The sequence below is a fragment of the Massilia sp. CFBP9012 genome (genome assembly GCF_034045115.1).
In the GTDB taxonomy this organism is placed as follows: domain Bacteria; phylum Pseudomonadota; class Gammaproteobacteria; order Burkholderiales; family Burkholderiaceae_D; genus Telluria.
The window spans coordinates 37,508-56,548 of the sequence record NZ_JAXCWM010000005.1 but is presented as its reverse complement, the minus strand read 5'-3'; the positions used below and the strand labels follow the sequence as shown (position 1 = coordinate 56,548).

14 protein-coding genes are annotated in these 19,041 nt (G+C 66.4%); 6 read left to right on the top strand and 8 right to left on the bottom strand.

Annotated features, from left to right (window positions below; all coding sequences use genetic code 11):
* Window positions 1-2 precede the first annotated feature (2 nt).
* The 7 genes from SOM61_RS09305 to SOM61_RS09275 form a co-directional block, all read right to left on the bottom strand.
* The gene (locus SOM61_RS09305) at window positions 3-4,694 is read right to left on the bottom strand and encodes an NAD-glutamate dehydrogenase domain-containing protein (RefSeq protein WP_320473830.1); all 4,692 of its coding nucleotides are present in this window, start codon (window positions 4,692-4,694) and stop codon (window positions 3-5) included.
* Window positions 4,695-4,795: 101 nt separating this feature from the next.
* Entirely contained in the window at window positions 4,796-6,136 is a 1,341-nt protein-coding gene (astB, locus tag SOM61_RS09300; RefSeq protein ID WP_320473829.1) for an N-succinylarginine dihydrolase, read from the bottom strand.
* A gap of 2 nt (window positions 6,137-6,138) precedes the next feature.
* On the bottom strand, window positions 6,139-7,623 hold the full coding sequence (astD, locus tag SOM61_RS09295) for a succinylglutamate-semialdehyde dehydrogenase (RefSeq protein WP_320473828.1): 1,485 nt from the start codon (window positions 7,621-7,623) through the stop codon (window positions 6,139-6,141).
* Window positions 7,616-8,662, bottom strand: a complete 1,047-nt coding sequence (gene astA / locus SOM61_RS09290; protein WP_320473827.1) for an arginine N-succinyltransferase — start codon at window positions 8,660-8,662, stop codon at window positions 7,616-7,618. Before astA ends, astD begins: the two co-directional genes overlap by 8 nt.
* Entirely contained in the window at window positions 8,653-9,726 is a 1,074-nt protein-coding gene (locus tag SOM61_RS09285) for an arginine N-succinyltransferase (RefSeq protein ID WP_320473826.1), read from the bottom strand. Before SOM61_RS09285 ends, astA begins: the two co-directional genes overlap by 10 nt.
* An 88-nt stretch (window positions 9,727-9,814) precedes the next feature.
* On the bottom strand, window positions 9,815-11,056 hold the full coding sequence (locus tag SOM61_RS09280) for an acetylornithine/succinyldiaminopimelate transaminase (protein WP_320473825.1): 1,242 nt from the start codon (window positions 11,054-11,056) through the stop codon (window positions 9,815-9,817).
* Between the two features lie 286 nt (window positions 11,057-11,342).
* Window positions 11,343-12,281, bottom strand: coding sequence for a GlxA family transcriptional regulator (locus SOM61_RS09275; protein WP_320473824.1), 939 nt, complete (start codon window positions 12,279-12,281; stop codon window positions 11,343-11,345).
* A gap of 176 nt (window positions 12,282-12,457) precedes the next feature.
* Between SOM61_RS09275 and SOM61_RS09270 the strand changes: the two genes are divergently transcribed.
* The 5 genes from SOM61_RS09270 (at window position 12,458) to SOM61_RS09250 (ending at window position 17,044) form a co-directional block, all read left to right on the top strand.
* Window positions 12,458-12,964, top strand: a complete 507-nt coding sequence (locus tag SOM61_RS09270; RefSeq protein WP_123067774.1) for a MarR family winged helix-turn-helix transcriptional regulator — start codon at window positions 12,458-12,460, stop codon at window positions 12,962-12,964.
* A complete protein-coding gene (locus tag SOM61_RS09265) occupies window positions 12,961-13,242 on the top strand; it encodes a hypothetical protein (RefSeq protein WP_320473823.1) in 282 nt (93 codons plus the stop codon). Before SOM61_RS09270 ends, SOM61_RS09265 begins: the two co-directional genes overlap by 4 nt.
* An 89-nt stretch (window positions 13,243-13,331) precedes the next feature.
* A complete protein-coding gene (locus tag SOM61_RS09260; protein WP_320473822.1) occupies window positions 13,332-14,165 on the top strand; it encodes an HDOD domain-containing protein in 834 nt (277 codons plus the stop codon).
* 268 nt (window positions 14,166-14,433) lie between these two features.
* Window positions 14,434-15,231, top strand: a complete 798-nt coding sequence (locus tag SOM61_RS09255) for a glucose 1-dehydrogenase (protein ID WP_320473821.1) — start codon at window positions 14,434-14,436, stop codon at window positions 15,229-15,231.
* The gene (locus SOM61_RS09250; protein ID WP_320473820.1) at window positions 15,224-17,044 is read left to right on the top strand and encodes a glycoside hydrolase family 15 protein; all 1,821 of its coding nucleotides are present in this window, start codon (window positions 15,224-15,226) and stop codon (window positions 17,042-17,044) included. Before SOM61_RS09255 ends, SOM61_RS09250 begins: the two co-directional genes overlap by 8 nt.
* Before the next feature lie 30 nt (window positions 17,045-17,074).
* On the opposite strand, the gene SOM61_RS09245 is transcribed toward SOM61_RS09250, so the two are convergent.
* Complete coding sequence (locus SOM61_RS09245) at window positions 17,075-18,043, bottom strand: IS1595 family transposase (RefSeq protein WP_320473819.1); 969 nt, start codon at window positions 18,041-18,043, stop codon at window positions 17,075-17,077.
* Window positions 18,044-18,406: 363 nt separating this feature from the next.
* Here SOM61_RS09245 and SOM61_RS09240 point away from each other — a divergent pair, with 363 nt between their 5' ends.
* Window positions 18,407-19,024, top strand: a complete 618-nt coding sequence (locus SOM61_RS09240; RefSeq protein WP_320473818.1) for a glutathione S-transferase family protein — start codon at window positions 18,407-18,409, stop codon at window positions 19,022-19,024.
* The last annotated feature ends 17 nt before the right edge of the window (window positions 19,025-19,041 follow it).

Here is a 19,041-nt window from a genome sequence, read left to right as displayed (position 1 = left end):
ACTCAAGCCGCCAGACGTTCCGGGCTCAGGCCTTCGGACAAGGCCCACACGTCCAGCATCGCCTGCTCCAGGTCGGCCGGCTGGGCGAAGCCGGTCAGGCCGCGCGCAGCCATCACTTCTTCCACCGCCGATTCCATATTGCCGTCCTGGCCCGCACGCTCGATCACCTGCAGCAGCAGGCGTTGCTGGGCGCGGCGCAGCGATTGCAGCGCATAGTTGCGCAGCTGTTCCTGCGACTTGCTCTGCGCCGGCAGCTTCAGGCCCAGTTCCAGCGTATCGATGCCGACCTTCTGGCGCAGCACGGTGCCGATCTGCAGGAACTGCAGCAGGGTCATGCCGCCCGGACGCTGCACCGACACGGCAGCGAACAGGAACGAGGCCTGCGATTCGATGATCTCGACCGCCTTCCAGGCCGCAGCGAACGGCACCGGCAGGCCGGTGTGGCCGTCGGCTTCCGAACGGATCTGCGGCGCCTGGCTCCCGTCGGCCTCGGCGAACAGGGTCGACAGTTCCTTCAGGCCTTCCGAATTGGCCGGCAGCGACAGCACGCCTTCGACCGTGGCGCGCAGCATGGCGCGACTGCGGTTGTCGACCGAGACCGACACATCGCGCGGCACCACCAGCGCGTCTGCGTCGAGCGCCTCGAATACCGGCGCCAGGTGCAGGGCAGCCCAGGCGCGGGCCCATGCCTTGACCACTTCGGTCTCGTCGATGCGGTGTTCCAGCGCCAGGTCGCGCAGCATCAACGGGCCGCAGCGGTTGACCGCCTCGTTGGCCAGCACGGTGGCCAGGATGGTGTTGGCCAGCGGATGATCCAGCGGATCGCGGGTCGCCACCAGCTGGGCCGGGAAGTAAGGGCGCAGCAGCGAGTCGGCCCACGCTTCGCCCGTCAGCTCGAGCGCCGCCAGGGTACGCTTGAAGCGGTTCTTGACGTTGGCGATCACCACCGCCAGCTCCGGCGCCGTCAGGCCCAGGCCCAACGACTTGCGGCGCTGCAGCTCGACGTCCGTCGGCAGCTGTTCCAGCTCGCGCGAGACGGCGCCTTCGGCTTCCAGGTTGCCGATCAGGGTGATGTAGCCGTCAACCACCGCGCTATTGGCCTGCGCCTGCACTTCGCGCGTCAGCAGGTGGGTCTGCAGCGTATTGTCGCGCAGGACCAGGCGCTCGATCTCGCCCGTCATCTCGTTCAGGATGCGGTTACGGTCGGCTTCAGGCAGCTTGCCGGCGTTGACTTCGGTGTCGAGCCAGATCTTGACGTTGACTTCATGGTCCGAGCAATCCACGCCGGCCGAGTTGTCGATCGCATCGGTGAAGATGCGGCCACCGGCGAGCGCGAACTCGATACGGCCGGCCTGGGTCGCGCCCAGGTTGCCGCCCTCGGCCACCACCTTGCAGCGCAGTTCGTTGCCGTTGACGCGGATCGCATCGTTGGCGCGGTCCTTCACTTGCGCGTGGGTTTCGGTCGAGGCCTTGATATAGGTGCCGATGCCGCCGTTGTAGAACAGGTCGACCGGCGCCTTGACGATGCGGTGCATCAGTTCCTGCGGTGGCAGCGAGGCTTCCTCGATGCCCAGCACTTCGCGGATCTGCGGCGACAATTCGATCGAGCGGGCGTTACGCGGGTACACGCCGCCGCCAGCCGAGATCAGGTTCTTGTCGTAGTCTTCCCACGACGAGCGTGGCAGCGCGAACATGCGCTCGCGCTCCTTGAACGAGACTTCGACGTCCGGGGTCGGATCGAGGAAGATGTGGCGGTGGTCGAAGGCCGCCACCAGTTTCAGCTGGCGCGACAGCAGCACGCCGTTGCCGAACACGTCGCCCGACATGTCGCCCACGCCGGTCATGGTGATCGGGTTGTTGGCCAGGTCGTGGCCCAGTTCGTAGAAGTGGCGCTTGACCGCTTCGAACGCGCCCTTGGCGGTGATGCCCATCTTCTTGTGGTCATAGCCGTTCGAGCCGCCCGAGGCGAAGGCGTCGCCCAGCCAGAAGCCACGTTCGACGGCGATGCTGTTGGCGATGTCGGAGAAGGTCGCGGTGCCCTTGTCAGCCGCCACCACCAGGTAAGGATCGTCGCCGTCATGGCGCGCGGTGGCCGCCGGCGGCACGATCTCGCCCTGCACGCGGTTGTCGGTCACTTCCAGCAGGCTGGCGATGAACAGGCGGTAGACTGCCTCGCCCTCGGCCGCCACCACTTCGCGCGGGGCGCCGGTCGGCATCTGCTTGCAGACGAAGCCGCCCTTCGAGCCGGCCGGCACGATGACGGCGTTCTTGACCATCTGCGCCTTCACCAGGCCCAGCACCTCGGTGCGGTAGTCTTCCATGCGGTCCGACCAGCGCAGGCCGCCGCGGGCGACCGGGCCGCCGCGCAGGTGCACGCCTTCGAAGCGGCGCGAGAACACATAGATCTCGCGGAAGGGACGCGGCTCCGGCGCCAGCGCCAGGTTGCTGGTGTCGACCTTGAAGATGATCTTCTCGCCCCCGTTCTGGAAGTAGTTGGTGCGCACGGTGGCCAGCGCCAGGTCGACCAGCGCGCCCATGATCTCTTCGGTGTCGGCGTGGTTCACGCTCGGCAGGCCGGTTTTGAGGGTGTACAGCTTGCTGCTGCCTTCGTTGCGCTGATCAATGCTCAGGCTCGGGTCGAAGCGCCCGATGAAGCCGGCGACGAATTCCTTCACCAGGGACGGCTGGGTGCGCAGGGTCTCGGCCATGTAGCGCACCGAGAACTTCGAGCCCAGCTGGCGCCAGTAGCTGATATAGGCGCGCACCAGCTGCACTTCGCGCAGCGACAGGCCGCCTTCGATGGTCAGGCCGTTCATGCGGCCGTCTTCGGCCTCGTCGTTGAACAGGGCGGAAAACAGTTCTTCGGCCACCTGGGCGATGCCCGGCTTGGCCAGCTTGGCCGCGCTCTCGGCATCGACCGTCAGCGCGGTCACATAGCGGCGCACGCCGTCCAGGCCGGTGTGGCGGTAGGTCTGCTCGCGGTCGACCGCGATGCCGGCGTTCTGCAGCGCCGGCAGGATGCGCGACAGCGACGGCACGGTCTCGCTCGAATACAGGCGGATCGAGGCGCCGGCGGCGTCATCGTGCTCGATGCGCGCAGTCACGCGGTCCGGACGGCAGCGGGTCAAGAGAGCATGCACGTCGCGGAACGCGGTTTCGGGCGTGGTCGCGGCGACGAAGTTGACCGGCAGGGTCGGCACGATCTTGCGCATCAGGCTGCGCTGGCGGCTTTCGTCGACCGAGTTGATCAACTCGGCGAAGCGGTCATGCCAGCCATCGAGCACGCCCAGCAGCGGACGCTGGATATCGCTTTCCAGGTCGAGCGGGTAGCGCGCGGCGTGGGCGGTCAGGTAGACGCGCGCCAGCGGGCCGTCGGCCACCAGGGTCTGGACGTCGACGTCGCGCGCGCCCGAGCTTTCCTTCAGGGCGGCGGCCAGGCTGGACGCCACGGCGGCGCTGAAGCGCTCGCGCGGCAGGTAGACCAGCACGTTCAGGTGGCGCTGGTAGACGTCGCGGCGCGCGAACACCTTGGCGCGCGGCTGCTTGTACAGCGAGACCACGGCGCCGCAGACTTCGGCCAGCCATTCCGGCTCGGCTTCCAGCGCTTCGGTGCGCGGCAGCGATTCGAGGATCTCGATGAATTTCTCGGCGCGGAAGCCTTCCTGGCGCACGCCGGCGATCGACAGCACGCGCGCCACGCGGCCGCGCGCGAACGGCAGGCGCGCCAGCGGGGTCGAGGTGGCGGCGCGGGTGAACAGGCCGATGAAGCAGTGCTCGCCCAGGATCTTGCCTTGCGCATCCAGGTCACGCACGCCGATGAAGTCCAGCGGCGCGTCGCGGTGCAGGGTGCCGGCCACGTCGGCCTTGACGATCGACAGGTTCTCGGCGCGCAGCGACAGGGTCTCGAAGTCGCCCGGAATGCTGGCCAGGCAGGTACCGTAGACCGGGTGCGCGGTGTCCTTGAGCACGCCGATGCGGCTCGGGATGTCGCGTTCGAGTTCGCGCGCGCCCGGCTTGACGACGTAGTAGGCGTAGCCGAACGGCTCGAAGCCCTCGTTCTTGGCCCACTCGAGGAAGGCCGCGACTTCCTGGCCTTCCGGGGTGCCGGCGGCAGCAGCGGCGGCGGCGACTGCCGTCATGCGGTCGCCCATGGCGACGGCGTCGCGCTGCACGGTGGCGGCGTCGTTGGCGACCATGCGCAGGCGCGCGGTCAGCTTGTCCAGTTCTTCGAACTGCAGTTCATCGTTCAGCAGGCACAGGACGATCGATTCCAGCGGGCTGCCGGCTTCGCCGATGGCGGCAAAGGCGCCATTGGCATCGCGGCGCACCGGCAGCACGGCGTTCATCACGCCGGCGGCGGTGATGCGTTCGCGGCGCAGGGCCATGACGAAGGAGTCGACCAGGTAGGGACGGTCGTCGTTCAGAATCAAGAGTGCGGTGGCGGTGCCTCCGCGGCCGTCCAGGTAGCGCATGGTGGCGATCTGGGCGCCGGGGCCGCTGCGCTGGGCCAGTTGCGAGAACCCGTCCACCAGTACCGGCGCCAGGCTTTGCGGCGCGGTGCCGGCCAGGTCTTCGTCGTCGAGCGATCCGATCCAGGCGGCGGTCAGGGCATTGACCTGCGCGCTGTCGGCGGACTGGTTGGCGTTGACCAGCGCGAGCGTCTGGTTGCGCAGATCGTTGGGCATGTCTTTCATCTTGCTTCTCCAAAGTTGTGTGCCTGGTGCGTCGACAGCTCGTGGCCCGACGCGGCCCTGCTTATACAAGGCAGGGATCTTCCCGCCCGAATACTACATCGTTACAAGTCGTACAGCCCCGGCAGTCCGAGGATGCGGGTGAGTTCTTCCAGTGCGGCCGCGCATTCGAGCGCCAGCTGCGGGTCGGCCAGGTCCTGGGGCTCGACGCGGTCGCGGTAATATTGTTCGACCCAGGCGACCAGCCGCGCATACAGCGCCTCGGTCATGATCACGCCCTGGTGCATGGCGGCGGCTTCTTCGTCGGTCAGCACCACGCGCAGGCGCAGGCAGGCCGGTCCGCCGCCATTGCGCATGCTCTGGCGCAGGTCGAATTCGACCAGCTCGTCGATCGGGCCGCCGCTGGCGACCAGGCCGGCCAGGTAATTCGACACGGCCGCGTTCTCGCGGCATTCGTGCGGCACCACCAGCGCCATGCGGCCGTCCGGCTTGGACAGCAGCTGGCTGTTGAACAGGTAGCTGGCCACGGCGTCGGCCACCGGCACCTGGCTGCTCGCCACGCGCACCGACTGCAGCTCGGTATCGACGCCGGCCAGGGCACGCCGAAGCAGATCCAGGGTGCCCGCTTCGTCGGCGAACGCCTGCTCGTGATGGAACAGCACGTTGCCGTTGCCGACCGAGATCACGTCGTTGTGGAACACGCCCTGGTCGATCACGTCCGGATTCTGGGCGGCGAACACGGTGCGCGCCGGGTCCAGGCCGTGCAGGCGCGCGATGGCCTGCGAGGCCTCGAGCGTCTGGCGCGCCGGGTATTTCTTCGGCGCCGGGGCGGATGGGTCGAACTCCACGCGCCCATAGACGAAGAATTCGACGCCGGCCGCGCCATGGCTGGCGGCGAAGCGCGTGTGGTTGGCGGCGCCCTCGTCGGCGAAGGCCGGCACCGACGGCAAGGTATCGTGCACCACGAAGCGATTGCTGTCGGCGAAGATCGCACGCAGGGTGCGGGTCGCCTGCAGGTGCTCTTCGGAGCGGTGCAGCTTGTTGTTCAGGTTCGCGGCAGTAAAGTGCACGCGGCCGTCGAGCGAGTCGGCCGACGGGCTCACGGTGCCGGCATTCGCGGTCCACATCGGCGCGGCCGACCAGGCGCAGGCCAGGATCACCGGCGCTTCGCGCCAGGCGCGCGCCAGCACGTCGGCATCGGTGCCCGAGAAGCCGAGGCTGCGCAGCAGGCGGAAGTTCGGACGGCCCTGCGGCGGCATCACCGCCTGGGCGAAGCCGCGCGCGGCCAGTTCGCGCATCTTGGCCAGGCCCTGCAGCGCGGCCTGGCGCGGATTCGAGGCCGAACGCACATTGTTGAACGAGGCGACGTTGCCGAACGAGAGGCCGGCATAGTTGTGCGACGGGCCGACCAGGCCATCGAAGTTGAATTCGCGGGCGTCGCGCATGCTCAGGCTCCTCGCGCCGGGAAGGCCAGGCCGGGCGACAGCCTGGCCGGCATTTCCAGTGCTGCGGTCTCGATCGAGGCCACCGGATAGGCGCAGTAGTCGGCCGCGTAATAGGCGCTCGGACGGTGGTTGCCCGACTTGCCGACGCCGCCGAACGGCGCCGAGCTGGCCGCGCCCGTGGTCGGACGGTTCCAGTTGACGATGCCGGCGCGGGCGCGCACGGCAAACCGCTTCCACAGTACTTCCGACGGCGACAGCAGCGCGGCAGCCAGGCCGAATTCGGTGGCGTTGGCAACGCGCAGGGCGTCATCGAAGTCGTTCACGCGGATCACCTGCAGCAGTGGACCGAACCATTCTTCGTCCGGGATGCCCTGCGCACCGGTGGTGTCGACGATGCCGGCCGTGACGAAGCCGGCGTTCGTATCGAGCTGGCGCATCTGCAGCAGGATCTTTCCACCTTTCGTCGCCATATCCGCCTGCGCCTGCACCAGGCGCGCGGCGACCGCGCTCGAAACCACCGGCCCCATGAACGGCTGCGGCTCGGCGTTCGACGGGCCGACCTGCAACTGCGCTGCCACTTCGACCAGGCGTGCCAGGAAGGCCTGCCCTGCCTCGTTATCCTGGATGACCAGGCGGCGCGCGCAGGTGCAGCGCTGGCCGGCCGAGATGAAGGCCGACATCACCGTGTGGTGGACGGCGGCGTCAATGTCTTCCACGTCCCAGACCACCAGCGGATTGTTGCCGCCCATTTCCAGCGCCAGCATCTTGCCCGGCTGGCCGCCGAACTGCTTGTGCAGCGCCGCGCCGGTCTGGCTGCTGCCGGTGAACAGCACGCCATCGATCAGCGCTTCCTGGCCCAGCGCGATGCCGGTCTCGCGACCACCGTTGACCAGATTGAGCACGCCCTTCGGCAGGCCGGCCTTCTCCCACAGTTCGACGGTTTTCACCGCCGTGCGCGGCGCATATTCGCTCGGCTTGAACACGACCGTATTCCCGGCGATCAGGGCCGGCACGATGTGGCCGTTCGGCAGGTGGCCGGGGAAGTTATAGGGGCCGTAGACGGCAAACACGCCGTGCGGACGGTGGCGCAGGACGGCATTGCCGTCGGCGACCTTGCTGGCCGTCTCGCCAGTGCGCGCGCCGTAAGAAAGGACAGAAATGTCGATCTTGTTGGCCATGGTGGCCACTTCGGTGCGCGCTTCCCACAGCGGTTTGCCGACTTCCTCGGCGATGGTCGCCGCCAGTTCCTCGGCATTTTCTTTCAGCAGGTCGCGAAAGCGTGTCGCGATGGCGATGCGTTCGTCGAGCGACGTCAGTGCCCAGGCTTCGAAGCCGGCATGCGCAGCGGAGGCGGCGCGCGCCACGTCTTGGGCCGTCGATTCATTGCTGGTCCAGGTCTGGTTGCCGGTCGACGGATCGATGGTCGCCAGTTCGCGGCCGCTGCCGGCGAGCCACTCGCCGTTGATGTAGTTCGAAAGATTAGCCATGGGAAGTCTTCCTGGTATTGAGTGTCAGGGTACGCACGTTGTCGCCCGCCTGACAGCGCAGCTGCGCCAGCTCGGCGGGGTTCAGGACCACGCTGGTGGCGCCCGGCACGGCGCGGGTCAGGATCATCCGGAAATCGTCGAGGCGCGTGTTCGACACCAGCATGTGCTCGGTGTCCGGCGCCGCCTCCTCGACCGGCAGCCCTTCGGCCGCCACCGCCAGCACGCTGTCGCGCACCGCGCGCAGTTCGGACACGCGGCCCTGCAGCACCGGACCGGCGTCGAAGATGTCGACATAGCCCTCGTAATGCATGCCTTCCTGCTCCAGCAGGCGGCGCGCCGGCTGGGTCGAGGTGTGCACCTTGCCGATCACCTCGACCGCCGACTGCGGCAGGTAGTCGACATACAGCGGCTGGCGCGGCATCAGTTCGGCTATAAAGGATTTCTTGCCGATCGCGGTCAGGCCGTCGACGTGGTTGAAGTCCATCTTGAAGAAGTGGCGGCCCAGGCCTTCGTAGAACGGCGAATCGCCCGACTCGTCCTGGTAGCCGCGCATCTCGGCGATGATTTTTTCGGTGAACAGGTGCTGGAACTGGGCGATGAACAGGAAGCGGCTCTTGGACAGCCACTTGCCGTTGAAGCCGGCGCGGTACTGCGGCAGCAGGAACAGCGAGCACAGTTCGGTCGAGCCGGTGAGGTCGTTCGACAGGTACAGCGTCTCCATCCGGGTGAACACGTTCAGCTCGCGGCTGCAGTGCACCAGGGTGCCGATGCGGTAGTTGTAGAACGGCTCGGTCAGGCCGACCGCGCCCTTGATCGCGCACACGCCGGCGATGCGGCTGTCTTCGGTATGTTCCAGCACGAACATGTAGTCGCGCTTCTCCGGCGGGATGGTTTGGGCGAACGAGGCCTCGGAGGTGGCCAGGCGCTGGCCCAACATCTCGGTGTCGGGTTTCAGGGTGGTCATGCCACTGCCGGCCTGGCGCGCCATTTCCATCAGGGCGTCGAGGTCGGACAGTCTGGAAGAACGGATCACGAGCATGCTGGTTCTCCCTGGATGCGCACGCACACCACTTCGTCGCCGGCCGAGACGCCCAGCGCCTGCTGGACCTCGCGCGGCAAGTCGATGCTGTGCGCATGTTCGATCGGTGCACAGCGCACGGTCACGGCGCGGAAACCGTTGTCGACGCTGGCGACGGCGTAGTCGACGGGCGCAACGTCGGGCGCATGAGCGGGTGCATGAGCCGGCGCATGAGCAGGACCGGCGCCCACGCGCAGCCGGTGCGAGGCGCAGAACGAACGCAGCGCGTTCTTGTGCGCCTGCAGGATCGGACCGCCGTCGAAGATGTCGATGTATTCGTCGGCCTCGAAACCTTCTTGCGCCAGCAGGTCGAAGGCCATCTGGCCGCCCGGATGGATCTGGCCCAGCGCAGCCTGGGCGTCGCCCGGCAGCAGCGGTACGTAGACCGGATAGTGCGGCATCAGCTCGACGATCAGGGTGCGGTTGCGCGCGCCCTCGATCAGGCGCTCGGCCTCGAGGAAATCCATCTTGAAGAACTTGCGGCCCAGCGCATTCCAGAACGGCGACTGGCCGTCGCCGTCCAGGCGCCCGGCCAGCGGCACGAAGAAGCGGTCGCCGAAGCGGTGCGGCGCCAGCATGGCGTACAGCAGGCGCGCGCGCGACAGCAGCGCGGCTTCGATGCCGGCGCTGTCGCGGTGACGCAAGAAGAAACCGGACAGCTGCGAATAGGCGGTGAGCTCGGAGCACAGGGTCAGCGCATGCACGCTGTGGCTGATGTTCAGGTCGCGCGAGACCTGCTGGATCACGTCGTTGCGGAACGCGAAATAGGTGCCGTTCGAGCCGGCCGAGGCGTGGATGATGGCGGTGCCGACCACTTCGCGCGAGCGCAGGTCTTCCAGCACGAACAGATACGACTCTTCGCTCGGGATATCGACCTGGGCCGCGAACGAGGCGAGCGAGCGCTCGACCGCCGCGACAATGCCCTCACGCGTGCGCGGGAGCGTGTGCACGCCCGGCATCGAGATGGCCGCCATCGCTTCCAGCGCGCCGATATCCGCGCGATCTACCGGACGGACAACATACATGTGTACTCCCTGGTGAAACGTAAGTGGAGACAATGCCCACGGCCGGCCCACCCTCCCGGGCGGGCCGGCCGTGACCGGATTCTGACGATCAGGCGCCGGTAAATTCCGCCACCGCCGCGCGCATCAGGCGGTCGGCTTCTGCGATCTGCTCGTCCGACACCACCAGTGCCGGCGCCAGGCGCACGACGTCCGGGCCGGCGATCAGCAGCATCAGGCCAAGCTTCTCGCACAGCTTGGTGTAGTCCTTCGAACGGCCCTTGACGCCTTCGGCCATCGGCAGGCCGATGAGCAGGCCCATGCCGCGCGGCTGGCCGAACACCTGCGGATAATCCGCCGCCAGTTGCTGCAGGTTGGCCATGATCTTGGCGCTGGCTTGCTTGACGCGGCCCAGGAAGGCCGGCTGGTTGATCAGCTCGAGGACCTTGAGGCCGACGCTCGATGCCAGCGGGTTGCCGCCGTAGGTGGTGCCGTGGGTGCCGACCGCCAGGTACTGGGCGATCTCGGTGGTGGTCAGCATGGCGCCGATCGGATAGCCGTTGCCCAGCGCCTTGGCCGAGGTCAGCACGTCCGGCACCACGCCCATCTGCTCGTAGGCGAACAGGGTGCCGCAGCGGCCCATGCCCGACTGCACTTCATCGAACACCAGCAGCGCGCCGGTCTGGTCGCAGAACTCGCGCAGCGCCTTCAGGTAGTCGGGATTGCCCGGGATGACGCCGCCCTCGCCCTGGATCGGTTCGACGATCACGGCGGCGACGTCGTCGGTGATGGCGGCGCGCGCCGCTTCGATGTCGTTGTACGGGATGTGGGAGAGGTCTTGCGGCAGCGGCTCGAAGCCTTCGGTGTACTTCGGCTGGCCGCCGACCGAGACGGTGAACAGGGTGCGGCCGTGGAACGACGACAGGCAGGACACGATGCGCGACTTGTGCGGGCCGAACTTGCCGTGCGCGTACTTACGCGCCAATTTGAGGGCCGCTTCGTTGGCTTCGGCGCCCGAGTTGCAGAAGAAGGCGCGTTCGGCGAAGGTGGCGGCGATCAGAGCCGAGGCCAGGCGCAGCACCGGCTCGTTGGTGTAGCCATTGCCGATATGCCACAGGGTGTTCAGTTGCTTGGTCAGCGCTTCGTTCACTTCCGGATTGGCGTGGCCCAGGGCGGTGACGGCGATGCCCGAGGTGAAGTCGAGGTAATGCTTGCCTTCCTGGTCCCACAGGTCCAGGCCCGACGCGCGCACCGGCACCATCGCGGCCGGGGCGTAGGTGGGGACCAGGACCTCGTCAAAAGTCTGACGGCTAACCGGCAGCGTGGCGATACCCGAATCAAGCTTTGCGTTCATGGCTTCTTTTCCTCATCCAATCAGTGTGGGTGGCGCGGGATAGATTCACCGCATGATCGGCCCATTATAGAAACGCTTCCCGACAACTTCTTTTAGAAGTGCGACAGGCATTTTCATTTTTGGACGACTGGGTAAGGCCCAGCCTTGCCCAGTCGTCCCCGCGAAGGCGGGGACCTAAGTTTGCTTGCGTATTCGATGCGCTTGAGCCTATGGGCAGCGCGAACGACTTGGGTTCCCGCCTCCGCGGGAACGACGTGGCTGGGCTGCGGGCCGAGGATGTGAGCAGTTACTGCGCCAGCTTGCGCTGGCGCTCTTCGCGTGGCGTATTCCCGAACAGCGCCCCAAATGCCGTCGAGAAATGCGAGCCCGAGGAAAACCCGCACATCAACCCCACCTGCACGATCGAGTGGTTGGTATCGAGCAGCAGTTGGCGGGAGCGGCGCAGGCGCAGTTCGAGGTAGTAGCGCGACGGCAGGCTGCCCAGGTATTGCTTGAACAGGCGCTCAAGCTGGCGCCGCGAAACGCCGGCCAGCTGGGCGATCTCGTCGGTCGAGAGCGGCTCTTCGATGTTCGCCTCCATCAGCGCCACCGCCTCGGACAGCTTGGGCTGCAGGGCGCCGAAACGGGCCTGCAGCGCCACCCGCTGGCGCTCGTCCGGGCCGCGCACGCGGTCGATGCACAGGGTTTCCTTCACTTGCGCCTGGACCGTGGCGCCGAACAGCAGCTCGACCAGCCGCAGGGCAAAGTCGATGCTGGCCGCGCCGCCGCAGCAGGTGAGGCGGTTGGCGTCGACCTCGTACAGATGGGGCGTGAGCACGGCCTGCTCGGCCTGGGCGTTCACGTCCGGATACAGGGCCCAGGGCAAGGCGGTGCGCACGCCATGCAGGACGCCGGCGTCGGCCAGCCACAGCACGCCGGCCCCCACCCCGCCCCAATACGGCGCGGCGCGGCAACGCTCGATCAGCGCGCGCAGGTTGGCCGGCCGCAGGGCCGCCTCGGCCTCGTCGGCCACCAGCAGCACCAGGTGCCAGTGGCGCCCGGGATCGCTCATGAATTTGTCGGGACCGCGCACGTCGACGTGCAGGCGGTCCGGCCCCAGCACCTTGGCCGCCAGACGCAGCGGCTGGTACAGCCCGGACCAGGTCAGCGCATCGGGCTCGCCGGCATTGACCAGCAGGATGCGCAGCGGGCGCTCCTGCGCCAGCAGGGACAGGTCAGGCTGCATCGCGGCGGGTGAGGGATGCCATGGCTGCAGAAGGGGACGCGCGACGGACGTGATGAAAGGACATGGTCGTCTATCATACCGGAGAACAATCGCCACGTTTCGAGCCGGCCATGCCTCCGGCAGAATCTTGCGTGGCGGGCAACGTAAGGCGCGGCGGACGGCTATAATCCCCGCCCATGGGGGAACGATATCTAAAAAGCGTCCGGCTGCTGGCCGAGTGCATGCAGGGCTTCGAGCGCGTCTCGGGCGATGCGGTGCGCCAGAACGGGTTGACGCATGCGCAGTTCGATATCATCGCCACGCTGGGCAATACCACCGGCATGAGCTACAAGGAACTGGGCGAACGTACCCTGATCACCAAGGGCACCCTGACCGGCGTCATCGAACGCCTGGAACAAAAAGGCCTGGTGCTGCGCGAGCGCAGCTGCGACGACAAGCGATCGTTCTTCGTGCGCCTGACGCCTGCCGGCGATCAAGTGTTCTGCGATGTGTTCCCGAAAGTGATTGCACGTGGAAAAGAATTATTCACCGCCTACAGCGATGCCGACTTCGCCGTGCTCGAAGACGCGCTCGGCCTGCTGCGCGAGCGCATCCGCGCCAATGGCGCCTGCGCCCGGCATGACGGCAGCGACGATGGCGACCGCCCCACTCCCTCCCTATTCCACCTGAAGGAAACGCCTTGAAAACCTCTCTCATCGACGGCAAGAAGCCACCCCATTTCGACAAGCACATCATCGGCAACATCCTGCTCGACGTCGCTCCACTGGACGAAGTGCGCGATGAACCGATGCTGATCGGCGTGCGCAACGAAGCCGGCGAGATCTATCGCCTCATCGGTGCGGCCAAGCTCAACAGCTACATGAACGCGGTCGAGGAACTGCTCGATCTCGGCCTGGTCGACGAACTGGAAAACCTCGAAGAACAGAAGGAAGGCTGCGACGCCATCTTCAGCGAAGAGTAATTACACCGGACGCCAAGGTCCCGCCGAAGTCGATACCATAGGGCAATATTTTTGCAAGCAAGATGTTGTGTTAGGGGTATAATTTTTTCATGGACCAAGTCTCCGCACTCGACAGCATCGCCGCCGAAGCCAGCCGCGGCGAACTTGCCTTCCCCACCAGCGTCAACGCCTCGCTGACCCTGCAGCGGGCGCTGGGCGAACCCGACTGCCATATCGATGCCGCCGCCCGCCTGGTGCAGGCCGAGCCGCTGCTGGCGGCGCGCACGGTCGCGATCGCCAACTCGGTGGCCTATAACCGCAGCGGCAACGACGTCACCAATGTGCGCGCGGCGGTCCAGCGGGTAGGCTTTCGCACCCTGGGCGCCCTGGCGACCTCGGTCATCGTGCGCCAGCTGGCCAGCGAGATCCGCGATCCGGGCCTGCGCCACAAGGCCGACCAGCTGTGGGCCCACTCGGCCCACGTGGCCGCGCTGGCCCAGGTGATCGCGCGCCGCGTGTCCTTCGTCGATCCCGAAACGGCGCTGTTCGCCGGCATCGTGCACGAAGTCGGCGGCTTCTACCTGCTGTCGCGCGCCGAAGCCCTGCCCGGCCTGCTGGACGACAACCTCGATGCCTGGCTCGACCATGGCGAAGCGGCCATCGGCCGCGGCGTGCTGCACAAGCTGGGCGTCCCGGCCCCGGTGATGGGCGCGATCGAAGCGCTGTGGGACGGCATGCGCGCGCTGCCGCCGGAAACCCTGGGCGACACCCTGCTGCTGGCCAATGACCTGTCGCCCCTGCCTTCTCCCCTGTTCGCGCCGCCCGGCGCCACTACCCATGCGGCAGCGGCGACCATCGACTTCGTGTTCGGCGAAGGCACGCTCAAGGGCGTGCTGGAAGAATCGGGCGAGGAAGTGAAGAGCCTGACGTCGGCCCTGATGTAAGCATCCCACAAAAAAAACGCCCGCTCGGTAAGGAGCGGGCCAAGTCCAAAACTAGGGATGTCCTGAAAGAGACAGCTTCATCTTAAGCCTGGCGGCGTAGCGCACTCCGTACGTTCACGCACACTGGCCATCACTCTTTTCGCTTCGCCCGTTCCGGGCCATTGCCGGCCCAGCCGTGCATTTCCCATCCTCGCTTTCTGCTAAGGTCGTTCTGCCAGGACGCGACTGCAGAGCGCGTCCGGCGCAATCACGCTCTGGAGGACATCCCATGAAAATCAGCCTGAACGACCAGGTGGCGCTCGTGACCGGCGGCGACTCCGGCATCGGCCGCGCCATCAGCATCGCCTTCGCCGCGGCCGGCGCCAAGGTGGTAGTCAACTACAACAGCAGCCAGGACAAGGCTGACGAAGTCGTACGACAGATCAAGGAAGCCGGCGGCGATGCGCTGGCGGTGCAGTGCAATGTATCCAGCGAAGACGACGTCGAGCGCCTGTTCGCGCAGGCCGACAAGGCCTTCGGCGGCCTCGACATCCTGGTGGCCAATGCCGGCATGCAAAAGGATGCCGGCATTGCCGAGATGTCGCTGGATGACTGGAAAGCCGTGCTCGAAGTCAATCTGACCGGCCAGTTCCTTTGCGCCCGCGCGGCAGTCAAGCGCTTTCGCCATCAGGGCAACCGCGGCCGCATGCGCGCCAACGGCGTCATCCTGTGCATGAGCTCGGTCCACGAAACCATCCCCTGGGCCGGCCACGTCAACTATGCCGCGTCCAAGGGCGGCATCGGCATGTTCATGCGCTCGCTGGCCCAGGAGGTCGCGCAAGAACGCATCCGCGTCAACGGCATCGCCCCCGGCGCCATCCGCACCCCGATCAATGAAGACGCCACCGAAGGCGAGGCGGGCAAGAAGCTGCTCGAGCTGATTCCGTATGGACGCATCGGCGAGACCGACGACGTGGCCACCTTGGCGCTGTTCATGGCGTCCGACCTGGCCGATTACATGACCGGCACCACGGTCTATGTCGACGGTGGCATGTCGCTCTACCCAGGATTTGAAGACAATGGCTGAACCAAACGCAACCCGCCCGCCGCGCCCGATCGGCGACCACGGCGCCATCGGCAATATGGCCACGATCGCGCTCGTGGCGCTCGATGGCGCCATCGACTTCCTGTGCTGGCCCGACTTCGACAGCCCCAGCATCTTTGCCGCCCTGCTCGACCCCGAACAGGGCGGCCACTTCACCATCGCGCCCGAAGACGGGGACATGCGTGTGGTGCAGACCTATGTGCCCGACACCAATGTGCTGCTGACGCAATGGATGGGCGAAACGGCCAACGTCGAGATCACCGACTTCATGGTCGGCCCCGAGGAGCTCGGCCACGGCCCGGCGCGCCTGCTGCGCCGGGTGCGGGTCAGCAGCGGCGAGGCCCGCATCCGGATCGACTGCCAGCCGCGCTTCGACTATGCCCGCCAGCGGCCCCAAGTGACGGTGGGGCAGGACCACGCGCTGTTCGCCGCTCCTGGCGCCCCTCGCCTGCGCCTGTCGGCGCCGGTGGAATTCGTGGCGACCGACGGCGGCGCCAGCGCCTCGGTCGTGCTGCACGACGGCGACGTGATGGACTTCGTGCTCGACCAGGATGGCGACTCGAGCCTCGACGCCGGCGCGCGCGACGCCCTGCTCGCCGAAGTCATACAGCGCTGGCAGGACTGGACCAGGCGCTCGACCTACAAGGGCCGCTGGCGCGAGGCGGTCAACCGCTCGGCGCTGGTGCTCAAGCTGATGACCTCGTGCCGCCACGGCTCGATGGTCGCGGCCGCGACCTTCGGCCTGCCCGAGGTATTGGGCGGTTCGCGCAACTGGGACTACCGCGCAACCTGGATCCGCGACGCCTCGTTTACCGTGTATGCGCTGATGCGGCTCGGCTACACCGACGAGGCCAAGGCGTTCACCCGCTGGGCGGCCGAGCGGCCGAAGCATGACTCGACCGAAAGCCACCTGCGCATCATGTACGCGCTCGACGGCAGCCAGATCGGCGAGGAAATCGAGCTCGACCACCTAACCGGGTATGCCGGTTCCAGGCCGGTACGCATCGGCAATGCGGCCGCGACCCAGCTCCAGCTCGACATCTTCGGCGCCCTGCTCGACGCCATCTACCTGAGCAACAAGTATGGCGAGGCGATCTCGCATGCCGACTGGGTCGGCGTGTGCGAGGTGGTCGGCTATGTCTGCGACAACTGGCAGCGTCCCGACATCGGCATCTGGGAAGGCCGCGAAGAGCCGCGCGAACACCTGCATTCCCAACTCATGTGCTGGGTGGCGGTCGACCGCGCGGTGCGCCTGGCCAGCAAGCGCTCGCTGCGGGCGCCGTTCGAGCGCTGGATCGCGGCGCGCAACGATATCTCGCGTTATATCTGGGACACGTTCTGGAACGAAGAGCTCGGCCACTTCGTGCGCAGCAAGGGTTCGCGCGACCTGGATGGCGCGCTCCTGATGATGCCGCTGGTGCGCTTCGTCGGATCGACCGACCCGCAGTGGCTGGCCACGCTGGACGCGATCGGGGAACAGCTCGGCGACGATGCGCTGGTGCTGCGCTACGACCGCGACGACGGCCTCGAGGGCCAGGAAGGCGCGTTCGCGGCCTGCTCCTTCTGGTACGTCGAATGCCTGGCGCGTGCCGGCCGCATCGACCAGGCCCGCAACAATATGGAAAAGCTGCTCGCCTACGGCAACCACGTCCACCTGTATGCGGAAGAGTTCACCAGCAAGGCTGAGCTGCTCGGCAACTTCCCGCAAGCCTTTACGCACCTGGCCCTGATCAGCGCCGCGACCTATCTCGATGCTGCGCTCGACGGCAAGATCGAGCATCCGTGGCAGTTGTAGAAACTGCGGACAAAAAAGGCGCTGTCATCGTTACCTGTTGATGACCCCGAATGCAATACGCAGTAATTGCTCGACGGAAGTGACTCGGCCGCCATCGAGCGCCCACTGCCAGCCCAGATAGTTTGGGAGCCAGCGCGACGCCACGCCATGGAAGCGCGCCAGCCATTCCTTGAATCGGCGGTGATAGGCATTGACGTTTTGAACGTGGATGGCGCCCTCGGCGCCATTGCGGACGCGTTCGCCGGCACTAAGATTGACGGCCTGGTGGGCGATGTCATGGGCACGGGCGAAGGCGGGATAGGCGGCGTTGGCGTCGGTGACCAGCAGTGCCTGGGGATCGAGTTTTGGCAGCAAGTGCTTGACCAGCTGGACCACTTTCAAGGTGCCGCGTCCGGTAACAGCGTCGATGGTTTGTCCGCCGCGGTCGCGTGCCACCAGGATGCAGTCGAGGTGATGCGAAATCCCGCGCAGGGCTGCCCTGCCGCCACGCTTGCGCGGCCGGCGATCGAGCTTGCGCGAACCTTTTTGCGATTCGAGCAGGAACATCTCGTCGGCCTCGACGATGCCTAGCAGACGTTCAGGCCGGTCGTCCTTGACCCGGTCGAGAAAGCGGTGACGCCAGCGAAAGGTCGTGTTGGAGTGCACGCCGAGCCGCTTAGCTGCAGAGCGGACCGTGCGGGAATCGAGGACCGTGTCCAGATAATCGAGCCACTTGCCCTTGTGCCTGAGCCGCGCTAGTGGCGTACCCGTCAGGTCGTTGAAGGTGCGGCCGCATGCGCAACAGCGAAAGCGTTGCAGGTCGTTAGCGTGACCATGCCGGTGGCAACGCTCGCAGCCGCAATCCGGGCAGCACCGCCCCTTTGACCGGATCTCGCCTATGAGAGCAACCACCCGGTCGAGCCCGGCAGCTGGATGCAGGGCGGCGAGCACCTGCTGACGCTGCGGCTGGTTCAGTTGAGGCAGCTGGGCGAACAGCTTCTCAAACTTCGGTGCTTTCATCGTGCGCTCCCGATCGATGACGACCAGGATTTGACCGCGGGTCAGCTCAGCAGTTCAATGCTCATCCATATCTAACGATGACAGCGCCACAAAAAAAACCCGCTCCGTTGCCGGGGCGGGTTGAAGTCCAAAACTAGGGATGTCCTGAAAGAGACGAGTCCATCTTACTGTTGGCAAGGCGGTAGCTCGGTGCGCTGATTCACACTTTGACATGATTTTTTGACATGTCTGCCCTCCTCGATTATTCCGATCAGCGAAATAATCATGTGCCAACAGAGTCATTCCCATCAAATTCATTTGATCCCACACTGCTTGCATGGGGCGCGATTGACGCGCTCCATTAACCAACCAGGGATCAAGAACATGAAAATCCATCACCACCCGCTGTCCGGCCATTCCCACCGTGTCGTGCTGTTCGCTTCGCTCCTCGGCGTGCCGCACGAGCTGGTCGAAGTCGATCTCAAGACGGGCGCGCACAAGAAGCCCGCCTTTCTCGCACTGAACCCGTTTGGCCAGGTGCCGGTGCTGGAAGACGAAGGCACGGTCATCGCCGATTCGAACGCCATCCTGGTCTATCTCGCCACCAAAGCCGGCCGTAATGATTGGCTTCCCGTGGACGCGGCCGGCGCCGCGGCCGTGCAGCGCTGGCTGTCGGTGGCTGCCGGCGAAGTCGCCTACGGTCCGGCGGCAGCGCGCCTGATCACCGTATTCGGCGCCAAGTACCATGCCGACGAAGTCATCGCCCGCGCCCACGCCCTGCTCGCCCGGCTCGAAGGCCACCTGGCCGGCGGCGACTGGCTGGCAGCAGACCATCCGACCATCGCCGACGTCGCGCTCTACAGCTACCTCGCCCGCGCGCCCGAAGGCAATGTCGACCTGTCCGGCTATCCCGCCGTGCAGGCCTTCCTGCGCCGCATCGAGGCCTTGCCGGGCTTCGTTCCGTTTGTCCAGACGTCGGTCGGCCTGGCTGCCGCAGCGTAACGACGGCCCACGCATTG